Below are 22645 nucleotides of genomic sequence, written 5' to 3' on the forward strand. Positions count from 1 at the left end.
GCATAGAAGAATTAAGGATAAAAAAGCAATCGCAGTATTGACGGAAACGATATTGAAATGGGATGATTGGGGAAAAGAAGCGGAACTGATCGGAGTGATCGGGATTCGTGGGAACACAAATGCAACGGAAAAGATTATCCGTTCCTATGAAAGAATGCCTGAAAATGAGAAAAAGGGGGAAGCATTTTACGATAATGCTTTGGCTCGAATTGCAGATAAACGATATAAAGACGTTTATTTAGGATGGGCAAAATCCTGGAAGGATTTGTCCCATTTTGGCTTGCTAATGGATTGCTTCAGCAAATGGGGGTTTGAAGAAGGGAAGGATATCTTTCTTTATCAGCTGTTTTCAAAAGAGGATTATGAGTTATATGATCCTGTAAACTATTGCAATTATAGAAACCAAGCATATATGAATGCTTTAACTGCGTTATCAAAGTATACTGACACTGATGGTAGAATTGAAAGTGCATTAAAAAAGGTTATTGCCGAAACAGATTACCAATACCTAAGAGAAGCTGCTGTCAGAGCGCTGAAAAAGTTGAAAAAAGCTTAACATTGGGAAGGTGTTGAATAAGAAAATGGGTACTTTTTTCGATCATTATAAAAACACGATAATTCAGTATTTGAATAAAAGCAAGACAGACGTGTTGATTAATAAAAAAGATTTATTGTATTTGATAAAGCGTCTGCAAGAGGAAGGTGTCTTTATAGAGAGTGTTATGTGGTGGGAGCATAAACTGCGAAATCAAAGTAGCGCGATTTCTTATGGAGGCCCCATAGACTTGCAGAATAACAAATATATATGGGGAGAGTGTTGCGGGTTGGAAAAATGGTTTGATGGCGAAGATATAATAGAAAACAAAAGAGAGGTTTTGAATTATGTTCAAGACGTTGAAAACGATAAAAAATACGATGGGTTGTATCCTTCGATTTCGATAAGGAAATAGTATGGATCGAGAAGAAAAGATTTTTGGATTTCTTGAAAGCCGGTACGGATTGAAGCACGTTTATCAATGCTTTGAAAACTGCTATGACGGGCATTGGTTTGTCTATTCGCATAGTTATTACAATGAAAGCGGATGTTTTACCATTCAGGTGATACCGCAGCGCGGAGAGTATGACTTTTATTTCACGAAGAAATTTTTACAAACGAAGGAACCGCTTTGCAGCATAGGCTTAGAAGACTCGGCGGTGCAGAGCGTTGATATACGCTCCATCGGACGGGAGATATGGGAAAAGGCGGAAAAGAAGTATTGGTTTTGGACGTATAAAAGAGTTCTTAAAACCTTAGCTTCGGCGATCCGGGATCAAGTGGGAAAGGAAAGTTCATTCTTCGGAATAGAAGTTGAAGCGGGACAAAAATATCAGAGTAAGATGATGATGCCCGTTCCGGGCAACAAGGCGGTGCCGATGACGAGCGAAGACTTTGCCAAACGCTTTATAGAAGTTTTCAGTAAAAACGTTTCGGAGGAAGAATTCGCCGAAAGTATCTCAAAGGCTTTCATTAGTATAAGTAAGAAAGGAATAAAAAGAAGTTACAAACAATACGTCACGCATAAAGAAGGGTACTTATGGATGCGGTTGAGTTATGGAATAATCCCTTTTTTTGAGGGAGATGAGGCTCGCCGTGAATACGATAAGGCAGATAAGACGGATGCGTTTGAGATTTATTACTATTGCGAGGGTCTTTGTTACCCGGAAACTGCTACCATCAGCAACAATCACTTAACAGCAAAAATGATAGATGACGATGATGTTGGAGAATTCTATATAATCGGCAAGGATTTCGCTTGGTGCTATGTTGTAACGCACGCAGGTGATGGTGCAGGTCCTTATTTTTGCTACGCGCCAAAACAAGAAGAATAAGCCTTTCGCATAAACGGAAACAGGCGGGAATCGAATATGAAAGTAAAATTTATAACCATAACGACGGATGAAACCTATTTAATAGACGGAGCAAACGTCTTTGACGGCGTTGACACGGGGAAGACTTGCACCGTTTTCCATCCCGAGTACGGAACGCGCCGTAAAGCGGATATTTACGAGGTGCAAGGCAAGACCGAAACGTTCAGAGTGGCGATCGCGGAATTCGGTATGTGCGTTTACGGTATCTATTTGGTCGGAGGCAGGGGAAAAGGCTGGGAATCTCCCTTTGAGATGTGGTTTACTCCGCAAAAAGCGGGATATTCTGCGGTGATCCTTTCGATTTTAACGGCGATCTCGGCGGTCGTCGTCCTCGAAACGGAAATGACGTTTTTGTTCTTTTTGCCCATTCTTTTTCTTCTGCCGTTTATCGCGGTAACCGTTTACTATTTGGTGAAAACGTTGGAGAAAAACCGCGCCGATTCTTTCGCACCCGCAAAAAAGATGGAGAAAGATCTCGATCAGGACGATTCGAGCTTTTACCAAGTGGAATTTAATAATCATTACGGTTACTTCCAAAAAATGGGGCAAGTTGAGAAAGACGGACATGTTTCATATTTTAGAATCATATTTGAAAAGGTTTATTCTTCTCCTATAACCGATATTTCCGTATTACAAGAGTCTGCGAAATATATTGCACATTCCGATATGGGGATACAAGAAGAAGTTGAGTTCAACCAACAAAACTATTCATACAATATAAAAAAGTTGTTAAGCGAAAAAGAGAAGAAGCAACTTGGTTTAAATCAAATTTATTATGCCTCTTGGGATAACAGTAAGAATACTGTTTGTCAAGGCTTCGCAAAAATATCAAGGATAGCTAAATGCAAACCCTTAGTCGAGTATGAGATCCCTCAAATGGTTCGTACAATAGATTTTAATTTTATTACATACTCTTATAAATGGGTTGTGATGACGCCTTTTCGGAAGCTGGTAAAGGTTCAAAAAACGTGCAAAGGAATAGAGCATCTTCCCCCAATGGGACAATCGATTGCTTTGACGATTAATCGCTGGGCAGAGGGTATTGGCGAAAAGGATTGGAACGACGAGTATTGCAAGAGGGTCATTGAGAGGAATCGAAAAGAAGATCAAGCGTCGCAAGAGGTTTTATCCGTCTCGCCGATTGAAAAATGGATAGAAAAACACGATGAAAAGGAACCCTTCTATCTCAGAATGAAAGAGTGCGTCGAAGGGTTCGAGAAGGTAGCGGAAAACTTAAAATCGAAAAAGAACGATGTAAGGAAAGAACTTGTCTGTCTTGTAAAAAACATTAACGAATTGCAAACGGAAGAGGCATTCCTTGAAACGGAAGAAAGCGAAGCGATAATACGATATTTAACCTCTTTATTATCGAAAAGAAAATATGTCGATCTGATGGACGTAGTGGACGATTTGCGCGATTGGTGATATATAGAAATTTATTTGGAGTGTTTAAATGAAGAAGTTTGTTTTTGAGAATGAAGAAGCTAAAATTGTTATTGAAAAAGCGAAAGCCGCAGAGTTTACCCCGGATGATTTTGAGGTGAGTTTTACGCTTGGTTCAAAAAATTACTTTTTGTTTAAAGACTCTTTATATTATGAGATATTGCCTGCGTTGGAACAGTTTTTCGGCTATAACAAAATAGAAAGCAAACGGTCGTTAGATCGAAACGAATTATTGTCTAAAAGGCTGTTTGACAAAAAGGAAGATTGTTTTGATGATGTGTTATATCAAGAGTTTGTTCTATTCTTTGCTGAGTATATAATTGCTTTGCCCAAATATGATGATGAAATCTATCTTGAAATAGCAAAAATGAATGTTTTTGAAGATAAGGGGTTGTACTATAAGCTAATTCTTCTTGAAAAGATTCCATTTAACGTTTACCAAAAATGGAACTCGGTTTTTGAAGAGCTTCGAGATTATTCGAAAAAATTGCATAAGGAATTGTTTGAATAAAAGCGGGATATGGTAATAGAATGCGGAATGTGCATGTCTATGATATATAGAAATTTAATCGGCTTTGAACGTACTATTGCGTACGCAACTTGCAAGGCGACGTGAAAAGATCATTGACGGAAGAGGCAACGTTGTTGTGCAACACGTTATGATAGTTGGTGCAAAGTTTTGTCCGTAACGGGCAGCCTTGGATCATTTAGAATGTGGCGTAAATAGGAGGATGAAAATGACGAAGAAAGAATTCGAGGAAAAATTTTTAAAAACTTTTGCTAAAAATATTACGGAAAAGCAACAGAAAAAGTTTAAGATTGCGGGAGAAGCGAAGGGGCTTTTGTGGAATGTGTTTCAATTAGTGCCTTGTTATGAGGGGAACCAAGCTCGCATAGAATACGAAAAAGTCGATAAAACCGGAGCAGTTGAGGTTTTGTATGATAGTCCTTGCATGCGCGTCGGTGAGTTTTTTTGCGGCGAATTAGAGAAGGTCCATAATACGGCAGAAGGGATAGACAATTCCGGACTTGTTGAATTTTACATAATGGGGAAGGATTTCGCTTGGTGCTATGTTGTAACGCACGCAGGTGATGGTGCAGGTCCTTATTTTTGCTACGCGCCAAAACAAGAAGAATAAGTCTTTCGAATAAACGGAAACGGGCGGGAATCGAATATGAAAGTAATTGGAAAATGTCTTAATACTTCGTGTAGGAGTAACATTATGAATAAATACAAAAAGCGAGGGGTAGATCGTTAATGACTGAAAAAGAATTTGAAGAGAACTTTTTAAGAGTTTTTGCTAATGATATTACAGAAAAACAATTAAAAAAGTTTCGTCTCGGAAAGAAATATAAAGGTTATTTATGGCTTTTATTTAATCAAGGGTTAGTGTCTTGCTATGAGGGAGATGCAGCGCGTTTGGAATATAATAGTGCAAACAAGATAGGTGCGATGGAAATTTTGTATAATAGTTCTTGTGTACGCGGCGGATTTGATTGTAGCGTATTAGATACAGAGCACTTAATGTCGAAAGGCGTAGATGAGGCTCATTTGGATGAATTCTATATCATCGGCAAAGATTTTTCTTGGTGTTATGTCGTAACGCACGAAAGAGATTTGGCAGGTCCTTATTTTTGCTATGCGCCAAAACAAGAAGAATAAGCCTTTCGCATAAACGGAAACGGGCGGGAATCGAATATGAAAGTAAAATTTATAACCATAACGACGGATGAAACCTATTTAATAGACGGAGCAAACGTCTTTGAAGGCGTTGACACGGGGAAGACTTGCACCGTTTTTCATCCCGAGTACGGAACGCGCCGTAAAGCGGATATTTACGAGGTGCAAGGCAAGACCGAAACGTTCAAAGTGGCGATCGCGGAATTCAGCATGTGCGCCTACGGTATTTATTTGGTCGGAGGCGGGGGAAAAGGCCGGGAATCCCCCTTTGAGATGTGGTTTACTCCGCAAAAAGCGGGATATTCTGCGGTGATCCTTTCGATTTTAACGGCGATCTCGGCGCTCGTCGTCCTCGAAACGGAAATGACGTTTTTGTTCTTTTTGCCCGCTCTTTTTCTTCTGTCGTTCATTGCGGTAACCGTTTACTATTTGGTGAAAACGTTGGAGAAAAACCGCGCCGATTTTTTCGCACCCGCAAAAAAGATGGAGAAAGATCTCGATCAAGACGATTCTGACCGGTATTCCGACGTCGAAAACGAATTCGATACCGCGCTCGCGAAAATCGATTGGGAAACCGTCGACAAGATTCTGTCCAAAGAGAAAATCCCGATTGACGTCTACACGCTTAACGCTTATATCGAACGATTTAAGGAAATGGAGCTGTTCGGAGAACGCGAAATCAACCGAATCGACAAATGGTTGACGAAGAATTTCGACGCCTTAGAGGACGGTTTGAAGAATGCGGTTATCGAATTCTTTTTGGAAAAAAGCGATTTTTCTTGGCTGAACGCATCTTGCGTTGACGCTTCCCGAAGAGAGGAAGGAGTCAGAAAGGTGCGATTTGCGACCATAAAATATCTTTCGTGCTCTTTGCCTGCGGAAACGCTCCGCGATTACGTTGAATTAACGGACGGGTTCGGTTCGCGAATCGACGAAGCTCTCGACGTTCCCGTCGATCTCTATAATTTGATTTTGAACGGAAAAGAGAAAGCGGGGCAGGTAGTTGAAAATTGGCTGGCGGAAGAGAAAGCGGGGCTTTTGAAAAGAGCGGAGAACGAACCTGTCGGAAATAAAAAATATATTCTGAGTGTGATGACGAATAATCTCCGATATACCGACGCGATTGCAGCCGATCCTTATATCGTAAAGGAAGACGAGACTTCTTATTGTCCGAAATGCAAAAGGATGAGCTTCGGTTTGAATTGGTATCCGCCTTATAAAATAGAAGTTTATAAACGCAATATCGGGGATATCGTCTTAGGCGCGGGTTCTGTCATAGTGTCGAAAAAATTCAAAGACGTTTACGAACAAAACGGATTGACCGGGATCAAAGAGTTTTGCAGAATCGAATCCGTAAAATCGAAAGGCGTAGAAACAGACAGTGAACTGTACTATGTAAAACTAAACAGATATGAAGTGCCTATTGATTATGAAAAATCCAGAATGGAAGGGGATGATACGGATTGGCAATGTGATTTATGTAATCCCGATGGGAAAATAGATGTATATATAAATGGTATTTATTTCCAAAAGGATTTTCCTGCTGATATTTTTCATATGTTTGCTTTCGGGGATAGGATTTTTCTTTCTGAAAAATTTATATCTGTTATGGAAAACAATGGCATAACGAATCTAAATAAAAATTATACACAATGTGATGAGTATATTCAGCCTACTTGGCCGAAGGATTTTTTTGAAAAAGCCAAGGCGCTGCGAAAATAAGAGGAAAGGGAATGCCGTTTTGCAAAAAGGATAAAAGAGATCCGTTTCTTTCGGGATTGACGATCGACGAGCCGTCCGCGTTTCTTCCGTGGAGCGCGACGGAAGCAGAGCTTCCGATCTTGCCGAACGGACGGGAGTATAAAAAAGTCGGCGAGCATTATTACACGTTGCCGATCGTGGCGTTCGATCGACTTTTCAGCGGATGTTTGGGTTTGCATTTTGACACCAACGGGAAGTGGGAAAGAGCGGAATTTTTCGAGCCGGATCGTAAGCCTTCGGAGAGCGAAGAGATCGTCGCTTCTTTCGAGAAAATGCAGCGAACGTTGGAATCGTATATGGGGAAGCCGTCGCGATCGTTCTCTGCGATTTTCGACCGAATGAAAAGAAATAAAAACGAAAAAAAATACACTTGGAATTTCAGGGACGTAAAAGTGATCCACGGTATATGGGATCGGTTCGGGTTAGAGAATCGATTGGAGATCGTAATAAAGTAAGCGGCGGTTTTCCGTCATATAAACATTTACAATATAGGAGTTCACAAGACAAGATTTGTTTTACGATTTCGGGAGCGCGGAAAACTCGGTCTTGACAAAGTATCATAAATTGTTTACACTTTCTTTATATTGAAAAAGGCGAAAATCGCCCGCCCGCGAGGGAAAATAAAGGAGAAAAAATGATTGAAATTCGCAAAGTAAAAGCCGACGCGCGCGACGCTTTGGAGCATAATCTGTTCGGCAACGTTTGGATGTTCCTGCTTCTGATGACCCTGATTTGCTCGGTCGTTTCGGGCATTCCGTTCGTCTCGTTTTTCTTGATCGGCGTCGTCCAATACGCGTTGGCGCGTATCTACGTTAAAGTCGCTCGCGGCGATAAGCAAGGCGATATTGCGGACCTTCTTTGCGGCGCGAAAGAGGAACTTACGCAGACGATCGTTCTCGGCATCCTCCGCAACGTCTTTATCTTCCTTTGGTCGCTGCTTTTCATCATTCCGGGCATCGTAAAGTCCTATGCGTACTCGATGGCGAGCTTTATTCAGCAGGATTCCGAGGATAAGAACTGGCGCAGCTGCCTCGATCGTTCGAACGAAATGACGAAGGGGTACAAGGGCAAACTTTTCCTTCTCGATCTCAGCTTTATCGGCTGGTATATCGTCGGGTTCCTTTGCTTCGGTATCGGAACGCTTTGGGTCGGCGTCTACCACAATATGGCGAAAGCCCGCTTCTATGAAGAGCTCAAAGCCTTGAAAGAGCCTGCTTCCGCGCCCGAAGACAGCTCCGAGATCTTGATCGGAGAGGTCAAAGAATAAGGATCGAAAAAAGTAAAAAGCGTCCGAGAACGTGCGTTCTCGGGCGTTTTTCCTTTTTATGACGGAGTCGCATTCTTCTTGCGATTCGAGGCGCGGACTTAACCGTCGAAATCGTCGAAAACGCCTTGCCTTTAGCCGAAATCGCGTATTGATTTTTATTTTATCATAAAGTATAATATAAGACAGAGCTTTCTCGGAAGTAAAAGAAGACGGAGAGAACTGAAATGTCTGATAAAACCAATTTGATAATCTTGACGATCCTTCCTTTGGTCGTCGCGTTGACGGGACTTGCGGCATCCGTCCTATGCGATCAATTTATCAAAAGAGAGCAGAAGCGGATCTTGCTGATCATCGTCGCGCTGCTTTTCAGTTTGGTTGCTCAGAATTTTATCGAATACAGGTTGATGATCCCGGAGAGGGCGTCCTATTGGAGGACGATCGTCTCGATCTACGGGTATGCCGCCCGCCCCTTCGTCATCATTTTGTTTATTCAACTGTACGGGAAGAGGGATGCTTTCTCCGTCGCGGCGCTCGGGCTCGGCGCGCTCAATGCGGTGCTCCATCTGACCGCGACCTTCTCGGGACTCGTCTTTACCATTGAGCGCGACAATCACTTTGTACGAGGTCCCTTGGGGTATACCTGCCATATCGTCAGCGGGCTCCTGCTCGCGTATCTGTTTTATCTTTCGGTGCGCGAATGCTGTAAGGTCCGCAAGATCGAGTCCGCCATTCCGCTTTTGAACGTCGTTATCGTCGCGGTGACGATCTTCCTCGACATGTCCGTCCTGTCCGGAGATATTCCGGTTTCCAGCCTGACGGGCAGCATGGTGATCGGCAGCGTGTTTTATTACGTTTGGCTGCACTTGCGCTTCGTCCGCGATCACGAGGAAGCGATCGCGGAAGAGAACCGAGAGCGCATCGTCCTTTCGCAGATCCAACCGCATTTTATTTATAACACGCTTTTCTCCATTCAAAACATCGAGGGGAACCCCGAGGAGACTAAGCGCGCGATCACGGAATTTGCGAATTACATTCGCGGGAATCTTTCGGCTCTCGACGGAAAGGAATTGATCCCGTTCCGTTCGGAGATCAAGAACGTCAGAGACTATATGTCGCTGCAACAGCGCCGCTTCCCCGGCAAACTGAAAGTCGTCTACGAGACGGAGGATTTGGATTTCTCCATTCCGCCTTTGACGATCCAAATTTTGGTGGAGAACGCGATCAAACACGGGATCTCCGTCCGCTATGAAAGCGGGACGATCAAGATCCGCACGTATTGCGATAAAAAGAATCACGTTATCGAGGTCATTGACGACGGCGTCGGGTTCAACACGGAAAAACTGAAAGAAGCAAACAGCGTCGGCATCCGCGCGGTAACGAACCGCTTGAAATACCATTTGAACGCAACGATCCAGTTTGAGAGTGAACTCGGAAAAGGAACGCGCGTTACGATAAAGATCCCTTGCTCCCAAGACAGGGATTAAGAAGAATCGGAGGAAACAAAATGAAAATATTGATCGTTGACGATGAAGAACACGCTTTAAGGTCGCTGACGGATTGCGTGACCGAGCTTCGCCCGGGCGACGATATCCATCCGTTTTTGCGCAGCGACGAAGCGCTTTCGTTTGCGAAGACGGAGGGACTGACGCTCGACGTCGCTTTTTTGGATATCAATATGCCCGTCCTGAACGGGATCGAGCTTGCCAAAGAGCTGAAAAAGATCCATTCGCGCCTGAGCGTCATTTTCTGCACCGCCTATACCGAATTCGTCGTGGACGCGATTCGGCTCCGCGCTTCCGGCTATATCCATAAGCCGTACTCGATGCGAGATATCGAAAAAGAGCTGAACGACGTCTTGAATTATCCCGGCGGCGAAATGCCCAAGATCTTCGCGCGCACGTTCGGAGAATTCGAATTTTTCTACGAAGGCGTGCCGGTTTCTTTCAAGCGAGAGAAAAGCAAAGAACTCTTTGCGTATTTGATCTATAAAAACGGAGGTTCCGTCGATCGCAAAGACCTTGCCGCGCTCTTTTTCAAGGGGGATCGCGGTTTTAAGGCGCAGCGCGAAGTCGTGAAGATCTATAAAGACCTCGTGAAGGATTTGCAGGCGCACGACCTCGGAAAGATCGTGCAAAAGACGTTGAAGCAATACAGCTTGGACGTGATGCAATTCTCGTGTGATTTTTACGATTACGTGGCGGGGAAACCCCACGCGATCAACGCCTTTAACGGCGAATTTATGACCCAGTACGGCTGGGCGGAATTGCCGAAAAACTGAGTTATGGGCTCTCGCTTGTGCGTTCGCGCGCGAGCGCGTGAGAGAGCGGCAGAGCACTTTCGGCGCGGCGAAAAAGCTTTCGCAGATTCCCGTCGGGAAAGAGGAGGTCGCTGTTTTGAAGTATTACTATTTTATTTTGGTTTTGACGTGGGCGTCGCTCGTCCTGCTCAGCGTGCTCGTCTTCGAGAACGACAGAATGAGCGTAAGGGAAAAACGCATCCATTGGCTGACCTACTTGATCGTCGCGCTCGCGGCGCTTTCCGAAGGGCTCGGAGTGGCTTTCTCCGGCGATCCGACCAAACCGACTTGGGTGATCCGCCTCGTCAAATGTTTCGACTATATGCTGACGCCCATCGCGGGCGGCGCGCTGGTCAACCAGCTCCATAATAAAACCGTCGTTCGCAAGATCATTTTGGGAGTCCTCGCCGCGAACTTGGTTTTTCAGTTCGTCGCGGTCTTTACGAATTGGATGATCGTCATCGACACCCAAAACGTCTATTCGCACGGACGCGCCTATTTCGTCTACGTCGGGTTTTATATCTCGATCATCATCCTCGCGCTCATCGAATTCGTCCTTTACGGGCGCAAATTCCGCAATCAGAATAAGGTCTCTTTGTATCTTACGATTATCTTCGTCTTTTCGGGGATCGTCATGCAAGAAGCCGCGGGGGTCAGAGTGGCGTACGTCGCGATCGCCATCGGAATGGCGATGATGTATATCCATAACGCGGAGTTCGCGCAACTCTCCGCGGACGATTCGCTCCGCGAGCAGCGCATTCAGATCATGCTTTCGCAGATCCGCCCGCATTTTATCTATAACAGCCTTTCTTCGATCGCGTACCTTTGCGAGACCGATCCCAAGCGCGCGCGCAACTTGACGCACGATTTCGCGGAGTACCTTCGCGGGCAGCTCGACGCGATCGAGTCGGAGCGTTTAATGCCTTTCGAAAAGGTCTTGGAGCAGGTCGGTTTTTATACGGAGCTTGAGAAAGCTCGTTTCGGCGATCGCGTGAAGTTGGCGTACGATATTCGCGCGAATGATTTTTCGCTTCCGACGATGTCGCTGCAACCCCTCGTCGAGAACGCGATCCGATACGGGATCTGCAAAAAAGAAAAGGGCGGCACCATTCGGATCACGTCGTATGAGACGTTTGAGAATTTCGTCGTGGAAGTAAAAGACGACGGCGTCGGATTCGACGTGCAAAGCGTCCCCGCGGGCGGCAGAAGCCATATCGGGATTAAGAACGTCCGCGAAAGACTCGCCACCTACGGCGACAGACTCGAAATCGAAAGCAAGATCGGAGTCGGAACGACGGCTACGATCATCGTCCCGAAAAAGAATTCAGAGGAGAAGAAGTGACGGGTAATGAAGATTCTTGCGGCAGACGATGAACTTATGCAACTGAATCAGCTGGAAAACTCGATTGCGGAAGCGATCCCGAAAGCGGAGATCGTCTCTTTTTCGCAACCTTCCAAGTTCATGGAATGGATCGAGAACGACGGTCAGGCGGATATCGCTTTTCTCGATATCGAAATGGGAAGTATGACGGGTATTCAGATCGCGGAAAAACTCCTCGAAGTAAAACCGCAACTGAATATCATCTTCGTGACGGGACACACGCATTACGCGGCGGACGCTTTTTAACTGCACGCAAGCGGTTACGTCACCAAACCCGTTACCGCCGAAAAGATCCGAAAGGAAATGAAGATTTTGCGATTCGACGTTACGAACATCTTCGCGCGCACGTTCGGCGATTTCGATTTGTTCGTGGACGGCGAGGCGGTTTTGTTCAAGAGATCGAAGAGCAAAGAGATGCTGGCGTATTTGATCTATAAAGCCGGAGGCATGGTCAACCGCAAAGAGATCGCCGCGATCCTCTTCGAGGACGATTACAGCGAGAAGACGCAGAATTATATCGCGTAGATCTATTCCGATCTCGTGAAAGATCTGCAAGCCGCCGGAATCGAACGCATTTTAAGAAAGGGATTTAACCAATACGGCGTGGATACCACGACTTTTTCCTGCGACCTGTACGATTACGAAGCGGGCGACCCTCACGCGTTCAGCGCGTATAAGGGCGAGTTTATGGCGCAGTACGAGTGGGCGGATTTTTGATTTTTCCGTTTTTTTCGTTCATAATCTTTTTTAAGGCGAAAACGCCTTCTCTTTCGGGTTTACACGGTAAAACCGATTTTTTTATCGTGGGTTCGCGGCTCTTCGGAAAAAATTTTTTGAAAAATTTATCATTTTTTTGAAAAAGTGCTTTTATGTGTCACTGTTTTGTCCACAGTTGATTGCTATAATGACAACGTAGATTTGCGATTACGCTTCTCGGCGTCTGCGCAAAAAGAGTAAATCGACGGGAGGATTCGAGGATGAAAGGATTGCGGTTAATCATTTGTATAGCGGTAGCGATGATCCTTTTTGCGCGATGATTCCCGCGCAGGCTGCTTTCGCCGAGAGCACTCCGATTCTTTTGCTTTCCGGTAAAGCGGAGGGGGAGGAGATCGTGGTAACGGCGACGCTTCGGAATAACGAAGCCGTTTCGGCGATGGTCTTGCAACTCGAATATGACAGAGACAAGCTCGTTTTGATCGGTTGCGAGGAAGGGGAGGCCTTATCTTCGCTCGATTTTATCGCCAGCGGAAACTATGACGTCTATCCTTTCTTGCTCAACTGGTCGGGCGACGAGAACGATTCGTCGAACGGGAAGCTCGTGACGCTGCGTTTCAGCGTCAAAGACGCGGCTTCCGGGAAAGCGTTCGTCAAACTGACTTATACCCGCGATCGCGATATCAATTATAATCAATTTATTTCCTATTTAGCTAGAAATTGCGGGAATGTATGGATTATACCGGATAATTCTTTGAGCAAACCGCTAAGACTCGGTTGCTGTATGGAAATTTATCAAGGAATGGATTCTCGGAGAAGCCGATATCAAAGTACGCCTGAGAATAGGCATTCTCTTGTCGTAAAGTTGAGTATAAACCGTAAAATTGCGGTAATTCCCGGAGATGCGTTGGAGGAAGAGTTTGATATAAACGAAAGCGAGATTTTCTATATCAGCATCCCGCACCATGGGTGGCTATCAAGGTAAAATGCCTTTTCGTGCTCGGAACGCTTTCTTGTTCGTTGCAGCCTCGGGGCATGGGCGCTATCATCATCCGCAGGAAAATCATATTGATTTATATACGAAGAATAACACTCGGGTTTATAGATTCGGACATAATGCAAAAATGTATAAAGGAAAAAAAATCTTAAAGAACGATAGTTTGTCAATTCTTTTGCCTAACACAAGTGAGTACATTGATTTTAGTTTTTAATTCAAGAAAATGTGTTCTAATTAAAAAATCGGAAAGATCCGCTCGCTCGCGGTTTTCGTTCCTTGTTTGGACAAATAAAAAATGTCGGGGAGATCCGACATTTTTTTGATAATTCCGACCCGATATCGGATTATTCGCCGCTGGCGCCGTAGTTCGAGAGGACGCGGGCGGAAGGGTCGGTGACGTCGCAGCCTTTCCAAGCCTTGTTGGGCATCCAGAAATCTTTGATCATTTGTGCTTGCCCCGGGTAGTACTTCTCGAAAAGCTCGCGGTAGAGGAGCGATTCCTTGGTGAAAGGGGTGGCGTGCGCGTATTTCTTGCGCCGCATTTCGAAGTCTTCATCCGTGTAGGCGATCTCCGCGTAGGCTTTCAAATCGTCCACCATCGAGTGACCGACGGCGTCCGAGAACGCCGCTTTTTCGCGATAGAGGATATCGCGCGGCAGGTAGTCGCCCTCGAACGCGCGGCGCAGAAGATATTTCCCGATCCCGTAGGAGTTGAGTTTCAAGGAGGGATCGATCGCCATAACGTACCTTACGAAATCGAGGTCGCCGAAGGGGACGCGCGCTTCGAGAGAGTTTACGCTGATGCATCGGTCGGCGCGCAGAACGTCGTACATATAGAGTTCCGAAACGCGCTTGACCGCTTCCTTTTGAAAAGCTTCGGCGGACGGGGCAAAATCGGTGTACTTATACCCGAAGAGTTCGTCGCTGATTTCGCCCGTCAAAAGGACGCGCACGTCGGTTTTTTCGTGGATCGCTTTGCAGACGAGATACATTCCTATGCTTGCGCGGATCGTCGTGATATCGAAGGTCCCGAGGAGACGGACGACGGGTTCCAGCGCCGCGAGGACGTCCTTTTCCGAGATGATGACCTCGGTATGCTCGCTGCCGATATATTCCGCGACCTTTCTCGCGTATTTGAGGTCGATCGCGTCGACGTCCATTCCGATCGAGAAGGTGCGGATCGGTTTATCCGAAAGTTTCGCCGCGACGGCGCAGACGAGGGAGCTGTCCAGCCCGCCCGACAAAAGGAATCCGACGGGCGCGTCCGCGTCGAGGCGTTTTTCGATCCCCCGAACGAGCTTCTCGCGGATCTTTCCGCAGATCTCGTCAAGGTCTCCCGAAACGTACTCTTTTACGGCGGTTACGTCCGCGTAACGCGTAAACGCGCCGTCTTTATAATAGAAACCCGGGGGAAAGGGCAGGATTTCTTCTGCGAGCCCGACGAGGTTTTTCGCTTCGCTCGCGAACGCGATCTCGCCGCTTGAAAGATAGCCGTAAAACAGCGGACGGATCCCGATCGGATCGCGGGCGGCGATGAAATCTTCCGTTTCTTCGTCGTAGATCAAAAGGGCGTATTCCGCATCCAGTTTCGCAAACATTTCCGTGCCGTACTCCTCGTAAAGCGGCAATAGGAGTTCGGAATCGCTGTCGCTCGTAAAAGAGTATCCTTTCTCGGAGAGCGCTTCTTTGATCGGGCGGAATCCGTAGATCTCGCCGTTACAGATCACTTTCTTTTTGCCGAGGGAAAAGGGTTGCATCCCTTCGGGGTGAAGCCCCATGATCGCGAGGCGGTGGAATCCGAGGATCCCGCCTTTGACCTCTTCGATCTTCGTCATATCGGGGCCGCGGCTGACCGTCCGCCCGAAGCACTCTTTGAATCTTTCAAGGGAGATCGATTTTCCCTTGACGCCCATGATCGAACACATAACCGCTCCCTTATTCGACGTCTTGCAAAGCGTCGTAACCTTCTTCACCCGTGCGAACCTTGACGACGTTCTCCACGTCGTACACGAAGATCTTGCCGTCGCCGATATGCCCGGTGTACAAGGCTTTCTTCGCCGCGTCGATCACCGCGGAGACGGGGATCTTACTGACGACGACGTCCACCTGCACCTTGGGCAAAAGATTGACTTCGATCGGGACGCCTCTGTAATACTCGGGCGTACCTTTCTGCATTCCGCAACCCATAACGTGGGAAACCGTCATGCCCGTTACGCCGAGCTCCATCAAAGCGTTTTTCAAGCCTTCGAAGCGGGATTCTTTGCAGACGATTTCAAGCTTCGTGAGTTTGACGCCCTGAACCGCTTTCTTGACTTTTACGGAGACGGGGACCGCCTCTTTTTCCACGGGGATCGCTTCCGCGATCGGCGTATCGCCGGTCACGGCGGGTGCGGTCACGCCGCCGAAGGAATAGGTCGTCGCGACGGCGGGCGCAAAGTCTGCGTATGCGCTCGGAAGCCCGTGTTCGGATTTATCGAGGCCGACGATCTCTTCTTCCGCAGAGCAGCGCAATCCGTGCGTCTTTTTGATGATATAGAAGGTCAGGATCATCATCGCGGTCGTCCACGCGGCGACTGCGATCACGCCGAGCGCTTGCAAACCGAGCTGACGGAAAGAACCCGTGTAGAAGAGTCCGCTGAGTCCTGCGGGCGCGTTCGGATTCGCCAGAAGTCCGACCGCGATCGTCCCCCAAACGCCGTTCGTCATATGGACGGCGACCGCGCCGACGGGATCGTCGATATGCAGTTTGAGGTCAAGGACTTCGACGACGACCACGACGAGGACGCCCGAGACTAAGCCGACGACCGTCGCGCCGACGGCGTCGAACGCGTCGCAACCCGCCGTTACCGCCACAAGCCCCGCGAGGGAAGCGTTCAAACACATCGAGACGTCGGGCTTTTTATTCTTGATCCAAGTATAGATCATCGTCGTCACCGTCGCGACGGAAGGCGCGATCGTCGTCGTCAGGAAGATCGAAGCGAGTTCGCTTGCGGAAGTCGCCGCCGCGCCGTTAAAGCCGTACCAACCGAGCCACAGGATAAAGACGCCGAGGGCTCCGAGGGGGATGGAGTGTCCGGGGATCGCGTTTACCTTGATCACTTTACCGCTGAGGTCGCGCTCGTATTTTCCCGTCCTCGCACCGAGCATGATCGCGCCGATCAAAGCGGCGATGCCTCCGACCATATGGATCGCGCAGGAGCCTGCGTAATCGTGGAAGCCGAGCGCGGAGAGCCAGCCGCCGCCCCAGATCCAGTGCGCCTCGATCGGGTAGATAAAAAGGGAGATCACGGCGGAATAAATGCAGTAAGAAGAGAATTTCGTCCGTTCCGCCATCGCGCCCGAAACGATCGTCGCGGTCGTCGCGCAGAAGACGAGGTTAAACACGAAGAGCGACGCGTCCGTAAACCCTTCCGAGGGGCTTTCTATAAAGGCTTTGAAGTTGCCCCAAAGATCCATGTTCGGGATCCCGACGAGACCCGCGAGCGCGTCTTCGCCCATCATCAGGGTGTAGCCGAGGAGGGAGAAGACCACCGTCCCGATACAAAAATCCATTAAGTTCTTCATGATGATGTTTCCGGCGTTTTTCGCCCGCGTGAAACCGGTCTCCACCATCGCGAAACCGGCTTGCATCCAAAATACCAGCGCAGCGCCGATCAAAAACCAAAATTCGACTGTCATAATCGTTTTCTCCTATTCAATCATTCGTTACTTTACGGAGAAGAGCAAATCTCCGTAAGAAGGGTAGGGCCATTTTTCCGAGGGAACGACCGTTTCGAGGTCGTCGGCGACCGCGCGCGCCGCCGCCATTTCCGGGATCAGGACATCTTTGCAGAAGAAGGAGATCTCGGAGTAATCCGTCATCTTTTCCGCCTTTGCGAGGTCTTTTTCCAAAGCTTCGGTCGCTTCGAACAGTTCGTCCGTCTTTACGGACAATTTTTGAAGCATCGCTTTTTCGTACTTCGAACTCGCTTTGTACGCGCCTTTCGCCGTAAGGATATCCGCGACGTCCTTTTGATACGCGCTCACCGCGGGCAAGATGTCCGTTTTAAGCATATTGAGCGCGGTCAAAGCCTCGATATGGATGACTTTGCAGTAGTTTTCGAGCGCGATCTCGTAGCGGGCGCGCGCTTCGGTCTCGGTAAACACGCCTTGCTTTTTGAAAAGCGCGAGGTTCTTTTCCGAAACGTAGTAGGGAAGCGCGTCCGGCGTGGTTTTAAGGTTCATCAGTCCGCGCGATTCCGCTTCCTTGATCCATTCGTCGTCATAGCCGTTTCCGTTGAAAATGATCCTCTTATGCTCGACGATGACTTTGCGAACGAGCGCGTTGAGCGCCGCCGTAAAGTCTTCCGCTTTTTCGAGTTCGTCCGCAAACTGTTCGAGCTCGTCCGCGACCGCCGTGTTCAGAATGATGTTCGCGCAGGCGATCGAAGCGTTCGACCCGAGCATACGGAATTCGAACTTGTTGCCCGTAAAGGCGAAGGGAGACGTCCTGTTTCTGTCCGTCGTGTCGGTCGGGAATTTCGGAAGAACGTCCACGCCGATTTTCAGCTGTTTGCGTTGCTTTTTATCGTAATGCTTGCCTTGCTCGATCGCGTCTAAGACGCCTTGGAGCTCGTCGCCGAGGAAGATCGAGACGACGGCGGGCGGCGCTTCGTTCGCGCCCAAGCGGTGATCGTTGCCCGCGCTCGCCACCGATATGCGAAGGAGATCTTGATATTCGTCCACCGCTTTGATGACCGCCGCGAGGAACAGGAGGAACTGCGCGTTCTCATCCGGCGTGTCGCCCGGTTCCAAAAGGTTTACGCCCGTGTCGGTCGAGATCGACCAGTTGTTATGCTTGCCGCTGCCGTTTACGCCCGCGAAAGGCTTTTCGTGCAGGAGACACGCCATTCCGTGTTTCGCGGCGATCTTGCGCATGAGTTCCATCGTAAGTTGGTTGTGATCGGTCGCGATGTTCGTCGTGGCGAAGATCGGAGCGAGCTCGTGCTGCGCGGGAGCGACCTCGTTATGCTCGGTCTTCGCGAGGATCCCGAGCTTCCAAAGCTCTTCGTTCAGCTCGTTCATAAAGGCTTGCACGCGAGTCTTGATCGCGCCGAAATAATGATCTTCGAGTTCCTGACCCTTGGGAGGTTTCGCTCCGAAAAGCGTCCTGCCCGTGTAGACGAGGTCCTTCCTCTTTTCAAACATCGCCCGATCGATGAGGAAGTACTCCTGCTCGGGTCCGACCGTCGTCTTTACGCTTTCCGCGCTTTCGTTTCCGAAGAGCCTCAAAATGCGAAGCGCCTGCTTGTTGATCGCTTCCATGCTGCGAAGAAGCGGGGTCTTTTTGTCCAAAGCTTCGCCGCCGTAGGAGCAGAACGCAGTCGGGATGTACAGGCATTTATCTTTAATAAACGCGTAACTCGTCGGGTCCCAAGCGGTGTAGCCGCGCGCTTCGAAGGTGGCGCGAAGCCCACCCGACGGGAAAGAGGAAGCGTCCGGTTCGCCGCGAACGAGTTCTTTTCCCGAAAATTCCATAATGACCGAGCCGGTCTTGGTCGGGGAAATAAAGCTGTCGTGCTTCTCGGCGGTCACGCCCGTCATCGGCTGGAACCAATGGGTGAAATGGGTGACGCCTTGCTCGGTCGCCCAGTCCTTCATCGCGTTCGCGACGACGTCCGCCACGCTTCTGTCGAGTTCGATCCCTTTTTGAATGGTTTTTTGGAGCGCCTTAAAAGTTTCCTTCGGCAAACGTTGACGCATCACCTCTTCGCCGAATACCGATGATCCGAAAGTTTCGGGTACGCTTTTCATATTGATTTCCTCCTTGTTTTTATTCGAAACAGCCCTATAAACGAAAAAGGGCGCCACGGATTTCTCCGCAGCGCCTTTGCTGTTTCTTTGCTCATAATTTAGCACCGCCGAAAACGCTTGTCAAGAGGTTTTTCAAACTTTTTTCCAAAATTTTTTCGGACCCCCGCCTTTCGATAAAGAAAATTAAACACCCTTATAAATGCCCTTTATTTCGGAAGATTTTGCAAAAAATTTTACGGAAACCGTTGACAAAAGCGGCGGGATTTCTTTATAATGCAACTAAACGAACAAAGGCGTTCGTTCCGAAGTGTTTTCATTTCGGGACGAGCGCTTTTTTGTTTTTCCGAGGGAAAAATCTCGGGAAGAGAGGTGAAAGTATGCTGTTAGAAGGTGAATTCAGAAACCCGTCCGGTTGCGCGATCTCGGCGGTCTTCGATAAAACCGGCGCGCGATTTTCGGGCAAAGACATCATCGATTCCATCGCGGTGATGCGCGACCGTTCCAACGGTCTCGGCGGCGGATTCGCGTGTTACGGAATCTATCCGGATAAAAAAGAGCTTTACGCGTTCCACGTCTTCTTTACGATCCACAGCGCGCGAAAAGATTTCGAGGAATATCTCGCCCGTTACTACGAGATCGATTCTTCCGAAGATATCCCGACGAGGAAAATCCCCGAGATCGCGGACGAACCTGAGATCCGCCGCTATTTCGTCTATCCGAAACAAAATTTTATCGATTTCGTGAAGACGGGCGCGGATGAATGCGTCTTCCGCACGGTCTTCGCGGTGAACACCGAGATCAAAGGCGCGTATATCTTTTCTTCGGGAAAGAATATGGGGATCTTCAAAGCGGTCGGCTTCCCCGAGGACGTCGGCAGATTTTATAGGCTCGACGAGTACGAAGGCTATCTCTTCACCGCGCACGGCCGCTATCCGACCAACACGCCCGGATGGTGGGGCGGCGCGCACCCGTTCGGACTGCTCGGATTATCCGTCGTCCATAACGGAGAGATCAGTTCTTACGACGCGAACCGCCGCGCGATGGAAATGTACGGCTATAAATGCACGCTGCTCACCGATACCGAGGTCATAACTTATATCCTCGATTATCTGACGCGCAAAAAAGGATTGACCTTCGCGGAGAGCGCGGAAGTCATCGCCGCTCCGTTTTGGGAGAGGATCGACCGAATGAGCGAGGAAGACAAGGCGCGCGCGACCTATCTCCGCGACGTCTTTTCCGCTTGCCTCGTGACGGGGCCGTTCTCGATCATCGTCGGTTTCGACGGTGGCGTTATGGCTTTGAACGATCGCTTGAAGCTTCGGACGCTTGCGGTCGCGGAGAAAGGCGACAAGGTGTATATGGCGTCGGAAGAGGCGGCGATCCGCAGGGTCTGCCCGTCGTTTGACAAAATGTTTTACGCGGAAGGCGGAAAGCCCATCGTGTACCGCGTGGAAGGAGGAAGAAAATGATCGATTTTAACGTGGCGCCTTTCGAAGTCGTGCGCGATTACGACAAGTGCGTGAATTGCCGCGTATGCGAAAGACAATGCGCGAATGAAGTGCATCGTTACGAGGAAGGGTTCGGCAAGATGATTTCGGACAGCACCAAGTGCGTGGATTGCCAACGCTGCGTCTGCCTGTGCCCGACCAAAGCCTTGAAGATCCTTCCCAATCAAAACGCCTTTCGCCCCAACGCGAATTGGCAGCAAAAATACCTGACCGAGATCTACAAGCAGGCGGAGTCGGGCGGCGTGCTTCTGTCCTCGATGGGCAATCCCGAGCCGTTCCCCGTCTATTTCGATAAGATCTTGATCAACGCGTCGCAGGTTACGCACCCTTCGATCGCTCCGCTGCGCGAGCCGATGGAGACGAGGGTCTTCCTCGGAGCGAAACCGCAAAGCGTCCAAAGGGGCGCGGACGGAAAGATCAAGCCCGTTTTGCCCCCTCGCTTAAAGCTTTCGATGCCCGTGATGTTTTCGGCGATGAGTTACGGATCCATATCCTATAACGCGCACGCGGCTCTTGCCCGCGCGGCGGAAAAGTTGGGGATTTATTACAACACCGGCGAGGGCGGTCTTCATAAGGATTTTTACAAGTATTCGGCAAATACCATCGTGCAGGTGGCGTCGGGTCGTTTCGGAGTCCATAAGGATTATCTCGAAGACGGCGCGGCGATCGAGATCAAGATCGGGCAGGGCGCGAAGCCCGGTATCGGCGGGCATCTTCCCGGCGCAAAGATCGTCGGGGACGTCTCCAAGACGCGTATGATCCCCGAGGGCAGCGACGCCGTCTCGCCCGCGCCGCATCACGATATTTATTCGATCGAAGATCTGCGTCAGCTCGTCTATTCGATCAAGGAAGCGACAGAGTATAAAAAGCCCGTCATCGTCAAGATCGCGGCGGTGCATAACGTGGCGGCGATCGCCAGCGGAATCGCCAGAAGCGGCGCGGATATCATCGCGATCGACGGTTTCCGCGGCGGAACGGGCGCGGCGCCGACGAGGATCCGCGATAACGTCGGTATCCCCATCGAACTCGCGCTCGGCAGCGTGGATCAAAGATTGCGCGAAGAGAATATCCGCGATAACGTTTCTTTGGTCGTGGCGGGATCGATCCGTTGCAGCGCGGACGTCGTTAAAGCGATCTGCCTCGGCGCGGACGCGGTCTATATCGGTTCCGCGGCGCTTGCGGCGATGGGGTGCCACCTTTGCCGCACCTGCAACCTCGGCAAATGCAACTGGGGCATTGCGACGCAGCGCCCCGACCTCGTAAAACGGTTGAATCCCGATCTCGCGGCGGAACGCCTGATCAATATGCTGACGGGCTGGAATCACGAGATTCAGGAAATGATGGGCGGAATGGGGATCAATTCCATCGAAGCGCTTCGCGGAAACCGCTTGATGCTTCGCGGCGTCGGGCTTAACGAACGCGAACTGGGCGTGCTCGGGATCAAGCACGCGGGAGAGGTGTGATATGAAACGAATCTACGTCAAAGAAGAATGGTGCCTCGGCTGTCACCTTTGCGAATACGAATGCGCCTACGCAAACAGCGGGATCGGAAATATCGTCCTCGCTTTGAAGGATAAAGAGATCGATCCGAACGTCCGCGTCCAATCGGACGGAAAGATTACGTTCGCCGTTTCCTGCCGTCATTGCGACGAGCCTTTATGCGTTTCCGCTTGCATTTCGGGCGCGCTGACCAAAGAAGAGGGCGGCACCGTCACGGTGGACAGAAAGAAATGCGTCGGCTGCGGCAGCTGCGTGATGGTCTGCCCCTACGGCGCGGTCCGTCTGACGAAGGAAGGCTCCGCGAATAAGTGCCAACTCTGTATGAACAATTCTTTCGGCGAGCCGCTTTGCGTAAAAAAATGCCCGAACGGCGCGATCGTTTTTGAGGAGAAATGA

General features: G+C 49.1%; 23 protein-coding genes. 20 read left to right on the forward strand and 3 right to left on the reverse strand.

Annotated elements, in window-relative coordinates:
- The 17 genes from K5753_06605 to K5753_06685 form a co-directional block, all read left to right on the forward strand.
- Window positions 1-556: hypothetical protein (locus tag K5753_06605; protein MCR4726868.1), on the forward strand; the 556-nt coding region annotated here is incomplete at its 5' end.
- Between the two features lie 70 nt (window positions 557-626).
- Window positions 627-950 carry a hypothetical protein gene (locus K5753_06610; protein ID MCR4726869.1) on the forward strand — a complete coding sequence of 108 codons (324 nt, stop codon included), beginning with the start codon at window positions 627-629 and terminating at the stop codon, window positions 948-950.
- Window position 951: 1 nt separating this feature from the next.
- Window positions 952-1869, forward strand: a complete 918-nt coding sequence (locus tag K5753_06615; GenBank protein ID MCR4726870.1) for a DUF4275 family protein — start codon at window positions 952-954, stop codon at window positions 1867-1869.
- Between the two features lie 207 nt (window positions 1870-2076).
- On the forward strand, window positions 2077-3333 hold the full coding sequence (locus tag K5753_06620; GenBank protein MCR4726871.1) for a hypothetical protein: 1257 nt from the start codon (window positions 2077-2079) through the stop codon (window positions 3331-3333).
- Between the two features lie 28 nt (window positions 3334-3361).
- On the forward strand, window positions 3362-3862 hold the full coding sequence (locus tag K5753_06625; GenBank protein MCR4726872.1) for a hypothetical protein: 501 nt from the start codon (window positions 3362-3364) through the stop codon (window positions 3860-3862).
- Between the two features lie 226 nt (window positions 3863-4088).
- Window positions 4089-4490 carry a DUF4275 family protein gene (locus K5753_06630; protein MCR4726873.1) on the forward strand — a complete coding sequence of 134 codons (402 nt, stop codon included), beginning with the start codon at window positions 4089-4091 and terminating at the stop codon, window positions 4488-4490.
- 119 nt (window positions 4491-4609) lie between these two features.
- Window positions 4610-5014 carry a DUF4275 family protein gene (locus tag K5753_06635; protein MCR4726874.1) on the forward strand — a complete coding sequence of 135 codons (405 nt, stop codon included), beginning with the start codon at window positions 4610-4612 and terminating at the stop codon, window positions 5012-5014.
- A gap of 36 nt (window positions 5015-5050) precedes the next feature.
- The gene (locus K5753_06640) at window positions 5051-6754 is read left to right on the forward strand and encodes a hypothetical protein (GenBank protein ID MCR4726875.1); all 1704 of its coding nucleotides are present in this window, start codon (window positions 5051-5053) and stop codon (window positions 6752-6754) included.
- Window positions 6755-6765: 11 nt separating this feature from the next.
- Entirely contained in the window at window positions 6766-7248 is a 483-nt protein-coding gene (locus K5753_06645) for a hypothetical protein (protein MCR4726876.1), read from the forward strand.
- A 179-nt stretch (window positions 7249-7427) separates the two neighbouring features.
- Window positions 7428-8060 carry a DUF975 family protein gene (locus K5753_06650; GenBank protein ID MCR4726877.1) on the forward strand — a complete coding sequence of 211 codons (633 nt, stop codon included), beginning with the start codon at window positions 7428-7430 and terminating at the stop codon, window positions 8058-8060.
- 224 nt (window positions 8061-8284) lie between these two features.
- On the forward strand, window positions 8285-9544 hold the full coding sequence (locus K5753_06655) for a histidine kinase (GenBank protein MCR4726878.1): 1260 nt from the start codon (window positions 8285-8287) through the stop codon (window positions 9542-9544).
- 20 nt (window positions 9545-9564) lie between these two features.
- Complete coding sequence (locus K5753_06660; GenBank protein ID MCR4726879.1) at window positions 9565-10338, forward strand: response regulator; 774 nt, start codon at window positions 9565-9567, stop codon at window positions 10336-10338.
- A 37-nt stretch (window positions 10339-10375) separates the two neighbouring features.
- Window positions 10376-11698, forward strand: a complete 1323-nt coding sequence (locus tag K5753_06665) for a histidine kinase (protein MCR4726880.1) — start codon at window positions 10376-10378, stop codon at window positions 11696-11698.
- A gap of 6 nt (window positions 11699-11704) precedes the next feature.
- The gene (locus K5753_06670) at window positions 11705-11983 is read left to right on the forward strand and encodes a response regulator (protein ID MCR4726881.1); all 279 of its coding nucleotides are present in this window, start codon (window positions 11705-11707) and stop codon (window positions 11981-11983) included.
- A gap of 57 nt (window positions 11984-12040) precedes the next feature.
- On the forward strand, window positions 12041-12262 hold the full coding sequence (locus K5753_06675) for a hypothetical protein (protein MCR4726882.1): 222 nt from the start codon (window positions 12041-12043) through the stop codon (window positions 12260-12262).
- A 15-nt stretch (window positions 12263-12277) separates the two neighbouring features.
- Window positions 12278-12454, forward strand: coding sequence for a hypothetical protein (locus K5753_06680; GenBank protein MCR4726883.1), 177 nt, complete (start codon window positions 12278-12280; stop codon window positions 12452-12454).
- Window positions 12455-12770: 316 nt separating this feature from the next.
- A complete protein-coding gene (locus tag K5753_06685) occupies window positions 12771-13436 on the forward strand; it encodes a cohesin domain-containing protein (protein ID MCR4726884.1) in 666 nt (221 codons plus the stop codon).
- A gap of 356 nt (window positions 13437-13792) precedes the next feature.
- On the opposite strand, the gene asnB is transcribed toward K5753_06685, so the two are convergent.
- Genes asnB through K5753_06700 form a run of 3 tightly spaced genes read right to left on the reverse strand, consistent with a single transcriptional unit; the run spans window position 13793 to window position 19241 of the window.
- Complete coding sequence (asnB, locus tag K5753_06690) at window positions 13793-15373, reverse strand: asparagine synthase B (protein ID MCR4726885.1); 1581 nt, start codon at window positions 15371-15373, stop codon at window positions 13793-13795.
- Window positions 15374-15383: 10 nt separating this feature from the next.
- Window positions 15384-17126 (reverse strand): ammonium transporter, encoded by a 1743-nt coding sequence (amt, locus tag K5753_06695; GenBank protein ID MCR4726886.1) that lies wholly within the window; start codon window positions 17124-17126, stop codon window positions 15384-15386.
- Window positions 17127-17153: 27 nt separating this feature from the next.
- Window positions 17154-19241 carry a glutamine synthetase III gene (locus tag K5753_06700; protein ID MCR4726887.1) on the reverse strand — a complete coding sequence of 696 codons (2088 nt, stop codon included), beginning with the start codon at window positions 19239-19241 and terminating at the stop codon, window positions 17154-17156.
- A gap of 377 nt (window positions 19242-19618) precedes the next feature.
- Between K5753_06700 and K5753_06705 the strand changes: the two genes are divergently transcribed.
- Genes K5753_06705 through K5753_06715 form a run of 3 tightly spaced genes read left to right on the forward strand, consistent with a single transcriptional unit; the run spans window position 19619 to window position 22645 of the window.
- On the forward strand, window positions 19619-20710 hold the full coding sequence (locus tag K5753_06705) for a glutamine amidotransferase family protein (protein ID MCR4726888.1): 1092 nt from the start codon (window positions 19619-19621) through the stop codon (window positions 20708-20710).
- Window positions 20707-22212, forward strand: a complete 1506-nt coding sequence (locus K5753_06710) for an alpha-hydroxy-acid oxidizing protein (protein MCR4726889.1) — start codon at window positions 20707-20709, stop codon at window positions 22210-22212. The genes K5753_06705 and K5753_06710 overlap by 4 nt, the downstream gene beginning before the upstream one ends.
- 1 nt (window position 22213) lies before the next feature.
- Window positions 22214-22645, forward strand: coding sequence for a 4Fe-4S binding protein (locus K5753_06715; GenBank protein ID MCR4726890.1), 432 nt, complete (start codon window positions 22214-22216; stop codon window positions 22643-22645).

It is taken from the genome of Clostridia bacterium, from assembly GCA_024685775.1.
Taxonomy (GTDB): Bacteria; Bacillota; Clostridia; order Christensenellales; family CAG-1252; genus CAG-1252.